Origin of the sequence: Faecalibacter rhinopitheci, from assembly GCF_015234135.1 — a bacterium.
GTDB lineage: Bacteria > Bacteroidota > Bacteroidia > Flavobacteriales > Weeksellaceae > Empedobacter > Empedobacter rhinopitheci.
The window spans coordinates 17,809-30,176 of record NZ_JADGIK010000012.1; the positions used below are offsets into that span (position 1 = coordinate 17,809).

Below are 12,368 nucleotides of genomic sequence, written 5' to 3' on the forward strand. Positions count from 1 at the left end.
AATGAAAAACAATCCCTTACACCTCAACTTTATCGCAGTAACGGTATTAATCATTGTTGCTATCACAACGCGATTAGTTCCACATCCTGCTAATTTTGCTCCAATGATGGCAATTAGTATATTTGGAGGTGCATTGTTCTATAAAAAATATTGGGCAATTCTTATCCCACTTATTTCAATTTGGATAAGTGATTTATTGATTAATAATATAATGTATGGTACATATTACGAAAGTTTTCAATGGTTTTATGAAGGATTTGTCTGGCAATATCTAGTTTATTTACTCACATCCGTTATTTCTATTTTATTATTTACTGGAAAAATTACCTCCTTAAAAATCGGAAGTATAAGCATCGGAAGTGCTCTTATTTTTTTTATTGTTTCAAATTTTGGAGTATGGATAAGCGGAACATTATACCCCAAAACATTAAATGGTTTAATAACTTGTTATATGATGGGCCTTCCTTTTTCTAAAGCAACTTTATCAAGTAACTTACTATACACTTTCGTTTTATTTGGTGTGTATTATTTAATAGACCAAAAATCATTTTTGATATCTGTAAAAGATCAATTCCATTGGTCTTGGAAATAGATTTACAATCTTCCAATCATAATTTACTAACTTCAGGACTAATGTTCTGGAGTTTTTTATTGCATAATATTTAGTAAGTAAGTATAATTAATCTATTGTTTTAGCAAAATAACTTTGGAAGAAAAATATAATACCTCAACTATAAGCTGAGGTATTTTATGTAGGATGGAAAATTGTCCTAAATATAGTGGATTCTATATGTTTATTATACCGTTAATACAGCATGATTTCCAACAACAATTAATTGCTAATCAGACGTGTTATCCATAACAAAATTACCATTATCATATATCACATTATTAGCAAGTTCAAACATATGCGCTTCCGATTCAAAAAAGTGCATCATATACCCTGCGGTATTTGGTATAACGATTAAATCACCAACTTGGGGAAATTGTTTGAAAGCGATTTTTCGTTTTAAAATAAATTCCTGTTCTAAACAATAAGCACCGACTAAATAGCCATAGGTTGCCTCGTTTTCTTCTTTAATTTCTTTCGGAACATGAATTGGATCTAAAAGAAAATCCGCACTAGAGCTTCTTAGTTGAGTACGGTTCATCTCAAGACCAAAGAGCCAGTTTCCATTGGTATCTTTCCTTCTAAAAGCTACTTTAGCTACAGTTACTCCGCATTGATCCAATAAAGACCTGCCTGGTTCCATGCGCAACTCAATATTTCTGTCATTCAGCAATTTATAAATTGGTTGTTGAAAAACAGCTGATTTTGAAGTAAGTATTGCTTTTAAAAGTTGCTCTTTATTTAGCGTATTATAGTAGGGATAGACTGTGGGTTCACCATATAATTGATTTTCTATCTTTATAATACCTAAAGGATCGTTTTGATACGTTATTTCTGGACGTTCACCTAAAATGGCCCTTTTTAATTCTTTGTTGAACTCTTCCCATTCCGAGGCATTTTCTAAATAATTCATCAATATTCCACCTCCTATATCTAAGGAAAATGTTGGGATATTCAAAGCTTGTAAACAGTCAATCAACTGAACACTTTGCTCAATCGCTGCTACTCGTTGTTCTACAGAATATCCATTCAAATGAAAATGAAGTCCCGTAAACTCTACTAAATCTTTGTTATTTTGTAAATGTTGAATAAATGTAACGGCTTCATCCAAAGAAAATCCAAACCGTGTTGCCAATGTTTTTCCCTCAAATTGAAAACCTCCTAAACGAATATTTACTGTGACTTTCTTCTGCTTTTCAGTACATATTTTTTTGAGTAAATTCCATTCGTCGTAATTATCTAATACTATAGTAACTTGATGATCTACGGCTAAACTTAGCAAATTTTCATTCTTCACAGCACCAGTAAGCACCAAGTTATCAGGATGTATACCTGAATCTAAACATTGTTTTAACTCGCGGTAACTTGCGGTATCAGCTCCTTGACCTTGTTGTGCTGCCGCTTGTGGAAATGCGATGCATTTATTGGCTTTGCGAGCAAAAAATACTTTGTGTTTTACATGCAATTCATTAAAAACATTACTGTATGCTATTATATTTTCTTGGAATGGAGTAAGGCAATGAATATTTAATGGAGATTGGAAACGTTCAACTGCTTGCTGTAAACTTTCTGGATTAGCCAACAATTGTTTTACCCAATCATGGATAATTGGCGTTAAGGATAAATGATTATTATATACTGCTTTATTCATTTTTGGTAAGATTTTTAAGGAGACGATTATTTAGTGAATGATCGATATTGATTAATTACTTCATTGACCCAAAACGGTGCTATATTATTTTTCTTCCTTGATAATGAATCATTGTCCAAGAAAACACCTTCTGTGTTTGAGCCATAAAAATAAAGTGGAATATGCTGTGGATGCTTCACTTTTCCAGCAGAATTCATAGCCACAGTTCCAGGCAAATACCCTTCGTTATCAAAAGGTTTTATGATCTTATTTTCGTATAAATTTTGATATAATGAAGCATTATTTGCTACAATATCAGGTCGGGCAATTCGTGCATCAATAATAAAGTCAACTTGCTCTTGATGCGTTGAGTGTTTTAAAATAAAATGCTTTTCATGGCCAATATAGTCTAATTCGACTGTATCTATCCAATACGTTTTAATGATACCGGCTTTGAGTAGGGCTTGTATTTTTTTCATGTTTTGTATTGGAGGACCATAACTGGTACGACAATAAGCCCCGAATAGTTTTTTATCTAAATAATTATGTGAATCACCTGTAAAACCTCCCATTTTATAAATTTCAGCGATAAAAGGAGATGCTTCACGCCAAACTGCCGTCGCAGCCATTAATGGACTCCTTAATTCTCCTTTCTCTGCTTCTAGTATCAAATTATCTAGATAATGGATATAAGCTTCTTGTACCGATGAGGCTTGAGGAATTGATGGAAACAACAATTGATGGTAAGAAAACAATTCTTCTTCTGGCAATGAATGGATGTAATTTTCCACTTTTGCTACATCATCCGTTTGTAGCAAGGTACTATAGTAAGCGTATTTCAATTCTTTTTCAAGTATTGGTAATATATCTTTACTAAAGTCAATCTTTCTATTTTTAGATAGTGTTTGTACAGATTGTAGCCATTTATCATCAATATATTGAAGGATATATGTGTTTTGACCATAAATAGGTCCACGAGGCATAATAGGTAATTGATTTCTTGAAAAAGGAAGTAAAATGGGTTCGTGACCACTTGCTATATAATTTCCTTCATCATCAAAAGTACCTCCACGCCCTTCAGTTAAAGCTAATGCGACATCAATAAAGGTTAATCCCCAACCGATAATTCCCACTTTACTTTGAGCCGGAATAGTTTCTAATTTTGTGATAGGATATGCGGATCTAAAGTATTGATTAGGTAATAAATCTTCATCACATCCTAGCAAAGATTTATTTTGATAACAATGACCTGTAGCCAATAATAAATTATCAATTAAGACTTGATGTTTTACACTTTCTACTCTGAAATTAGCATTTGCTGTAAGTTGTATTGCTTCAACACTTTCTGGTATTAATACAAGTTCTATACTACTCGGTTTTGAATCGATAATCTGAAGTAAGGTACTTTGTAAATAATGCCCCACTAAAGCTCTCGAAGCATAATCCGTGGGTTGTACCTCACTATCAATCGTTTTATTTTGTTCAATCCATTGCACAAAATTAAGTTGGTTATCCACTACTCCATCCCTTCTATCCCACGCATCTATATGACCAATACAATAATTGATTAATAAAAAATCATCTTGATCAGTTTGATAATTAGGTCCTGATCCAAAATGTGTAGTTTCATTCCACCAATACACCCGAATGTTTGTATTACAATTTTCTTTCTTTATTTTATCAATCAATTCTTCTAAAGCATACATTCCTTTTGGACCTCCTCCAATAATACCTAAAGAAAAAATTGAAGCTGAAACTTCAGTATTTTCTGCACTGTTATTAATCAACTTCTGAATTTCATCATGAGTATTTTTAGTATTTTGATTGATGTGTTCCGTTTTCCAAATCATTGTTTTCAACTTTAAAATTTTGATTGACCCATTCCTCTGAATAAATGGTTTGAAGATATCGTTCTCCATTATCTGGAAGTATAGCAACAACTGTTGCGTTTTCAGGAAGTTGAGAAATAGTTTTCTCCATTGCTTTTACAATAGCTCCAGAAGATCCACCGGCCAATATACTTTCGGTATCGAGTAATTGGTAGCACCCTTCAACAGTTTCTTGATCTGAAATATGAACTACTTGATGAACTTGTTCCATTTGTATAAAAGTAGATTTACGACTTGCACCCATACCAGGAATGATCCTTTTCTGTGGTAAATCATCAAAAATTACACTTCCTTTTGCATCTACAGCTATTATTTTTGTATGTGCATTATATTTGGCTATTGCATCCGCTAAACCTCTTAAGGTACCACATGTACTAGTAGAAACATAAATATAATCCGGATTTTTACCTAATGTTAGTACAATTTCTGAATACGTTTGTTCATGAGCCAATGGATTATCCATGTTATGATATTGATTGGGCCAAAAACTATTTGGAATTTCCGAAAGCAATTGCTGTACCTTTTCTAATCGTGTATTTAGATAACCTCCTTTACCATCGTGCTGTGTTACTGTTATTATATTTGCGTTAAATGTTATTAAAATACTTACACACATTTCATTTATATGTGGATCCGTTACAAGTATGAGTTTTAAACCTAAAAAATGACATATTCGGGCTAATCCTATTCCCATATTACCTGAAGTAGATTCTATTACTGTACTGTTTTCATGAAGAATCCCTTTATCTATAGCATTTTTTAAGATATTGTAAGCCGTACGATCTTTAATACTTCCACCAGGGTTAAACATTTCAAGTTTACCAAATAGTTGAATACTTGAAGCGGGGAATATACGAGTTAGCTGTACTAATGGCGTATTTCCTATACAGGATAAAATTCCTGTATCTGATTGGTTATTCATCATATTTTAACTGTGTTTAGTGGTTAATTGAATTTTGTAATTGGAAAAAATTCGATCACTCTTTTAAATATAACAATTTAATCAATTGCATCTTTAATATGCTTATTGTTAAATGTTTACTTTCGTTAAATATCCTTTTTTTACTAGTGGGAATAGATAAAAATATCCACCATTTATCTATAAGCGAGAAATCAAATTATACCTAGAAAATTTCTCTATTTGTCAATAGAAACATTTATAAAAAGTAAAATTTTAAGATTGATAATGAAGTCATAAAGGTTAAAGATAATCTTATACTTTCCATTTGTTTCAGAAGTATTTGTTGAGACAATGTTATCTTTTATAAACACACACCATATCTATCTGAAAATGAAAACCTAACAAATATTTAGTTAGGTTTTAACAACATATTGCACTTACATTAAATATTTATTGTATATTTGCATCAAATAAAAGTTACTTCTTTCATCACTTTTTGTGATTTATTATTATTGAAATTACTATCCTCTAAATTCAGGATTTTACTTCTCCTTACATTGGTACTTATTTATTTTCAAAAAACATTTTTAATATAACATTACGTTATACTCAATTATTTATACGTGGATTTTAAGATATATCTACGTTAACCTAAAATTATTTTATGAATAGAACGAAACAATTTACAACAACATCAAACATCTCATTAGAACAGTACATTATTCAAACTAGTGCAAACGGTTGGTTACTTCAGATCACACCAACTATCTATAGCTACCTTCAAAAAATTGCTTTAAAGATTACGAATTATTTCACTGTAATTGATTGGAAGAATTTATTATCTGATAATAATATGCAAGAAGGTACAGTAAAGTTTTTCAATAAAACAAAGCGCTTCGGATTTATCACAACTGGTAAGGAAGATATTTTTGTACATATCAGTGGTTTAAAAGATAATATTAGACAAAATGATGAAGTTATTTTTGAAATTGAAAACGGAAATAACGGTTTGAATGCAGTGAATGTACGATTAGTGAATAATCATCATTAAACTGAAAATACACAAAATTAAAAAGCATCTAGCTTTTACTTATGATCAATTTTAAGAATTATTTGTTCTTAATTTGATCATTAACAAAAAGAATATTACAATTTTCTTCAACACTATCAATTAATTTCTCATTCTGAGTTATAATAAATATTTGCTAGTTTTCTCCCTTTAATAATACATTCAATAAATTAACTTGTAAATTAGAATGAATATGAGAATCAAGCTCATTAATTTAAATATCAGTAAAACGATTATTTTTATTAGAAATTAAATTCAAAGTAGAAAGTATCTCCAAATTTGGTGAAAAAAAGCTAACTCCTCATATTAAACTTATGTGTTATCTTTTTGTGCAATACATTATCTAAATCACTCAATAAAAGCTATTTCAGAAATAACTTTAGTAACAGTAAAAGCTGTTCTAATAAGAAAAATAGATTAAGAAAAAAATATAATATAGATTGTGATAGAGAGATTAATACATGATGAAAAATTTATACCATTTTCTTCATACATTCTATAGCCATTACCCTGCCTTTATCCTGCCTTTATCTAGGGAGTATCTTACCAGTCCTGATAGAGGAAATAAAAAAAGTGAGCCCACGCGTTGTATATGTTCTTTACATTTAGTGAGTGTTAGTTATCAACCTCACCTTATGGGTGTACAATCACCCTCCAAAATTATAATTTATGCTATGATAAGCTCAATTCCTGCTTTATCAGCTTTGTATTTTATTTTAGTCATCAGTTCGTAATAACTCCAATTTCTAAGTACAAATTCTTCTTCTTTTGCTAGCTCCATCTTTTCATCTTGATCTAATAAAATAAGTGTTCCTGCTTTATTAGTGATACAAAGATCGATTAGCTTTCTACTGTAGAAATGTAGTCGGTCATGCACGTAATTACGTTCTACTTGACTCATTTTTTCTAAGGCTTTTAGTTTTCTAATTCTTCCTTTGCCGGATTTCGCATAAGTTACCCCAGTTTGTATTCGTCTACGGGAAGCTTGTATCGCTAACCTTCTATACAAAAACTCTTCTTTAGTACCGATTGGAAATCGAGATTTACCTATTTTTACAACCAATGGATATTCTAATGACAAAGAAGCCTCTGCAATAATTTCAGGTTGTAAATAATGGTTATCTTTTTTTATTTCAACAACAGCTAACCAAAATATTTTGCCTTTTTCTAGTTTTATTTGAGACGTACAAAGTTTAATTTCTCCATTTACTATTTGGTCCAATAGCTTTTTGTTACCTGTAAAATCTTTCCCTAAATAGGTTTTGAATGGAAGTTGAAACAACCTAAAACAAAAGCATTTTTTCTCGGGATGATAAGCTAATCGGCTAATACCTTCTAGTCCAAAAGGAAATGCCATATCTCGTTTAAAGTTTTTTAGCGAAGATTCTCCACTCCAATATTCTTGGTAATCTTTGTTAAAAGTACTGTGGAGTCTACTATTTAAACATGATAATATATTCATCGGAATTTCACCTTTAAAACGATCTGATATCACACGATAAGTTGTATTTAGCCGCGAACGTTGTAATAATCCAGCTTCATCTTTCTTTTCATCAACCAACTTATGTACAATCCCTTCTGAGAGATACAAAAACTCTTTCACCATCTCTTGTATATACAAATGTGAAACAATCAAATTAGCTGCTCTAAAACACCTGTTTCGCCATCTATAAAGTGTTCCCAAAACCTCTTTACGTTCTTCTTGAGTTGGTAAATCAACAATTAACTGAATTTTTCGAGTGAGTATTAAAGTAGATTTTTCCATCATCAATAATTTAGGGATTGGACTTTATTTTGTTGGCTATATTTATAAGCGACTATAAACTCATTATGTACTTCTTTTTGGGATAATTTTAATTCTTGAGCAATATTGGCAAAAGATTGTTTATGCTCACATCTCAATTTTAGAATCAACGATTGTGTTTCGCTTATTTGATCTTGCTTATTTACAGTAGTAACTGTTTTATTTTTAATGACTAACTTATCTTGATTATTTAAAATCTTTTTAAGATCCTCTATAGCTCGCTTTATTTCATTACTCGTTTCAGTTATTCCTTTTCCCATTGCATGAGCAATCGCTTTATACTGAAATCCATGTTTTAAACAGAGTTCAATCAAATGTTTTCTTTCCGTATTTAGCAGGGGTAACACTTTTATAATTTCATCAAAATATTGTTGTTGTGTTTGCTGATCGCTCAAGTTTTCTATTACATCTGCAGGATTATATCCAGCCAAATAAGTTTGATAATTTTCGTAACTCTCAAATGAATTCACAGTTCTAAAAAACTTATTCTCCGGTTTTGTATAATGCGAATAGCAACTGTATTTCATTACAAGCCTCAAAAAGAAAAAAATATGCTCAGGAGATTCCATCTTCTCTCGATAATCCCATAATTTCAGAAACACATCTTGTAACAAGCATTCTACAACAAATTCATCCTTAATTATTTGTATACCAAACCAAAAGATTTGTTTATTATATCTGATATAAATACGTTCGAAAGCAGTAGAATTACCTTTTTTCAATAATTCAAAATCTTTTTCTAACATGATAATGGGTATTTATAGTTATGTTCTACAATTCACGTATTACATTTTTACTTTTCACTATTCCAATTCATTATAACAGTAAACCTTATCATACTTAACACGGATACTGAAGCTTTTGAAGTGCAAAATCTAATCTGAACATAAAAACTTTTTACGTCATGCATAATACATTTAAAAAAAAATGATCACTACCGATATACGAACACCGAACAAACTATCGGAACGCATATACAATGGATACAGAATGCATACAGCGCGGATACACAACCGATACAGAAAAGTGTCATTTTCGATATACACCGATATAGGATTTTAACTCTTTTTAATACATGATACAATTAATAAAAAGGTCGTATGTCCCCAATAAATTTGGAAAAGGTCAATAAAGGTTTTACTTTTAATGTGCGAAAAAAGAGTAAAACAAATGTTGTCAAAGTCTCAATACTGAGTCTTTGATAGAGAGCATGTAAAGAAAGGATAGTCCTTTATTTTTACAATCCGTGTTTTTAGAAAGTTATAAAAACAGAGGATTTTTCTTTAAAAGAATTGGAAAAACGAACAGACTTGGTCTGGCGGTTTTTTACGGTTGAATGGAAATTGTTTCGTTCTCATTTGGTAATGGGTTTTATGGAACGATGTTTCTCTAATATGAAGAATTTCTTGTATAAAAGCAAGGCGGCTTCACACTTTAGAGTCAAGGGCGACCAAACCCTACTTAAAAACCTTTCGATTTAATAAATTACTATCTAAAGCATATGTGAAAACCGCCCATGCCGTATACGAAAGTACAAAACTTTTCAAACATGGAGTGACTTCACGATACTCTCGATAGTAAAATTGGTCGTTTTGGAATCGAGTCACATCGTTTAATTAAGACTATTAAAAGTCTAATTATCAATTCGCTTATACAAATATAATAATATTATTTTAATATCCAACAAGTTGGATAAATAACTTTTGTTAAATGAAGCTTTTATTTGATTTTGAAACTACCCAATTTGATTTTGATTTGATAAATCATGTGAAAAAACTTAGAAAAATAAAGGGATTTACTAAAGATGATTTAAGTATAAAAATGGGGGTTGCTAAATCTTTTGTTGGAAATGTTGAGTCTTATACACAGCGACACAAATATAGCACCCGTCACATCACGCTTTTAGCGAAGGCATTTGGATATAAAAACATTGGAGAATTATTAGATTTTCCCACTCCACAATACGATAGAATTAGAGTCACTGTAGAACAGACCTATAATGAAGCAGGCACCAAAGTCTTGAAAAGTGAGGTGGTAAAGATTGAAGTTATTTAAAATTTAATCCGCATATTAAAAATAGAGGTTTTTGAATCAACTTTGTTTAAAGTCGCGGAGAGTGAGGCTCCCGAACTATATTTTTAAAGTACCGCTATTAGACGTTTAGAAAGGAATGGTTTTCTAGGGTGTCGCTAGGGTCTCTTATTTCAAAATTTTGATGTGAAATGAACTTCTTGATTGAGTTACAAAGTTACGGAATATATCGTTTTAATTGAGAAATACTTAGCCAAAATTTGGTGAGGTAATCGTTAAAAATTATGATGTAGAATATTCTTTCGAAATAATGACATCTAACCATTCTACCACAGCAAAATTGACAAAATATTATCCGTTGGGATTTTGAAATTTATAATTTCTGCTCATTAGTCTTAAGTTTTTTGTTTAAAATATTAAAAATACTAATTTTATAAAATAACAAACCCCACAAATTAAAATTTGTAGGGTTGTTCCTTTACTAATTGCTACACGATACAATCGTGCGGGAACGAGTTATTATTTAATTTAAAAACCTTTACCGTCATAAGATAATATTCTTACTACTTCATTGTGTGTCGCTTCATATTTCAGATTTTCTTCTTTTGTATAGTTGTCACTATAAATGTAAGGTGCAAACATTTTATTAAAAAAGCTTTTTTTTGCATCTTCAATACTGATTAACACTCTTGCACTATCGCTTGCGTCTGTGATGATAATAAAATTATCATCTATCAAAATATCCTTAAACATTTTGTCAAAATGGATTTCATCGGGTTTTGTTTTGATTGCTATACCCTTGACCAACTCTTTTTTGGTTGATATTTGATTAATTGATGTTATCAGCTGAAAATAATTTGTAGTAAACTCACAAGTCAAAACAACCTCTAAATCTTTCTCTTTAAAACGTTTCTTTTTGTGAAGCCATTCATTTTTACAACCATCTTTTTTAAACTCAACTATCAAACTTAGAAGTGTGTCCAATGGAATTGATTTAAATTCCGAAACCTTTTTAAAACCTTGTTCCAACAATTCCAAATAATAACTACAATCCTCTGTTCCTTTTATTTGTTCATAACGATTTTCGTCAAATGGTAAATAGGTTTCAAGTACATTTGTTGCTGTTATTTTAGTTTTTTCTTTTTTATTATCAGGTAACAAGGCAATGGAAATCATATTAAATATACCATTAGTATCAAATTTATATTTTCTAATTGCCTTTGACAAATAATTACTTATAAAACGTGTATGATACTGAAATTGAATCCTCAATTCATTATCGTTTTTAATGTAAGTATCGTAATCTAATCCTAATAGGATATATCTTAATGTCATAATTATGGTCTTTTATGTCTCTTAGGATCTAATGTTGATCTATTTTTATCTGCATTCAGTTTTTCTGAATCCAATGCTTTTTGTCTTGCTCCAGGACCAGCTGGTATTCTTTCTATGATACGAGAATCATATTTACCTTTCTGCTTATCTTCTTTATTCCATTTATTTGCTTGATTTGTACCTCTATATGATTTACCTTTAGCAGTTTCCCTACCAGAACTAATACCAGTTTTTACAATATTTTTTGGATTTACAACCTCAAATATTTCATAAACGTGTTGAGCTTTTGTACTTGCTTTTGAATTACCGTTAACAGTTTTTACTCCGTCAATAGTTTTATCTAAAACTTTTTTTCCAGCTTTTAATTCTTTTGAACTGACAGGTGAAACAAGATCAAATACAGCAATACCTTTATCAAGTAATGATGCATTTGGATTGATAATAGTTTTAACGTTATCAACTGCATCATAAACTTCTGCTAGATCAATTTTACCTTTAGCTACAGATTTTATACCTGTTTTAACAACTGCTTTTACACATTTAGGACATCTACCATCAGGATCATCAAATAAAATTGGATTATTATAACCATATGAATAAACATTTAAATTATCGGTATTAAATACCCCATCTCCGATTTCTAATTTATTCTTTAGTGCAAATAATAAATCAATTTCAGATTCATCATCTTCAAAAATTCTACTATAATCAACAGATGTTCTTAGGTCATTAAAAAGAGGGTCTGGAGTTAACCATCTCCCTATTGAAGCATCATAATTTCTCCAACCATAGTCATGCCAATTTAGTCCTAAATCGTCTTGCAGTTCTTTACCATTGTATTTGTACTTATAGTTTGGGTTAGCTGTATTAACAATACTTTGGTTGTTGTGCTTTAATCCAAAAGGGTAATAACTGTTTTCATCTACAATTTTTCTGTTTCCATCTTCGCCTTTTGTATAACTCACGCGTACATTTCCTAAATGATCGGTATAATTATAGACATATTCAAAAATACCTTCATTTACATTTACATAGCCTTCAGCTGTTGGGAAGAATTGTAAAGATAAATTATTACCTCTTCCAGCTGATTGTTTATATT

The 12,368-nt window shown here is 30.6% G+C and carries 10 protein-coding genes; 3 read left to right on the forward strand and 7 right to left on the reverse strand.

The window, feature by feature from the left end; all coding sequences use genetic code 11:
* The first annotated feature begins 1 nt into the window (after window position 1).
* Window positions 2–592: a DUF6580 family putative transport protein gene (locus IM532_RS12670; RefSeq protein WP_194183867.1), complete on the forward strand. Its 591-nt coding sequence runs from the start codon at window positions 2–4 to the stop codon at window positions 590–592.
* A 247-nt stretch (window positions 593–839) separates the two neighbouring features.
* Here the strand turns inward: IM532_RS12670 and IM532_RS12675 are convergent, their stop codons facing one another.
* The 3 genes from IM532_RS12675 to sbnA are packed head-to-tail and all read right to left on the reverse strand — an operon-like array spanning window position 840 to window position 5,054.
* Window positions 840–2,261 carry an alanine racemase gene (locus IM532_RS12675; RefSeq protein WP_194183868.1) on the reverse strand — a complete coding sequence of 474 codons (1,422 nt, stop codon included), beginning with the start codon at window positions 2,259–2,261 and terminating at the stop codon, window positions 840–842.
* Window positions 2,262–2,287: 26 nt separating this feature from the next.
* Complete coding sequence (locus IM532_RS12680) at window positions 2,288–4,090, reverse strand: FAD/NAD(P)-binding protein (protein WP_194183869.1); 1,803 nt, start codon at window positions 4,088–4,090, stop codon at window positions 2,288–2,290.
* Window positions 4,053–5,054, reverse strand: a complete 1,002-nt coding sequence (gene sbnA / locus IM532_RS12685; RefSeq protein ID WP_194183870.1) for a 2,3-diaminopropionate biosynthesis protein SbnA — start codon at window positions 5,052–5,054, stop codon at window positions 4,053–4,055. Before sbnA ends, IM532_RS12680 begins: the two co-directional genes overlap by 38 nt.
* An 829-nt stretch (window positions 5,055–5,883) precedes the next feature.
* Here sbnA and IM532_RS12690 point away from each other — a divergent pair.
* A complete protein-coding gene (locus IM532_RS12690) occupies window positions 5,884–6,081 on the forward strand; it encodes a cold-shock protein (protein WP_194183875.1) in 198 nt (65 codons plus the stop codon).
* Between the two features lie 685 nt (window positions 6,082–6,766).
* On the opposite strand, the gene IM532_RS12695 is transcribed toward IM532_RS12690, so the two are convergent.
* Together IM532_RS12695 and IM532_RS12700 are read right to left on the reverse strand one after the other, a co-directional pair.
* On the reverse strand, window positions 6,767–7,864 hold the full coding sequence (locus IM532_RS12695; protein ID WP_194183871.1) for a hypothetical protein: 1,098 nt from the start codon (window positions 7,862–7,864) through the stop codon (window positions 6,767–6,769).
* Between the two features lie 2 nt (window positions 7,865–7,866).
* On the reverse strand, window positions 7,867–8,649 hold the full coding sequence (locus IM532_RS12700) for an RNA polymerase sigma factor (protein WP_194183872.1): 783 nt from the start codon (window positions 8,647–8,649) through the stop codon (window positions 7,867–7,869).
* A 964-nt stretch (window positions 8,650–9,613) separates the two neighbouring features.
* On the opposite strand from IM532_RS12700, the gene IM532_RS12705 reads away from it, so the two are divergent.
* Window positions 9,614–9,958, forward strand: coding sequence for a helix-turn-helix domain-containing protein (locus tag IM532_RS12705; RefSeq protein WP_194183873.1), 345 nt, complete (start codon window positions 9,614–9,616; stop codon window positions 9,956–9,958).
* Between the two features lie 504 nt (window positions 9,959–10,462).
* Here IM532_RS12705 and IM532_RS12710 read toward each other — a convergent pair.
* Window positions 10,463–11,269, reverse strand: coding sequence for a hypothetical protein (locus IM532_RS12710; RefSeq protein ID WP_194183874.1), 807 nt, complete (start codon window positions 11,267–11,269; stop codon window positions 10,463–10,465).
* A 2-nt stretch (window positions 11,270–11,271) separates the two neighbouring features.
* Window positions 11,272–12,368, reverse strand: a 1,097-nt coding sequence (locus IM532_RS12715; protein WP_317173018.1) for an RHS repeat-associated core domain-containing protein, incomplete at its 5' end; no start/stop codon positions are given.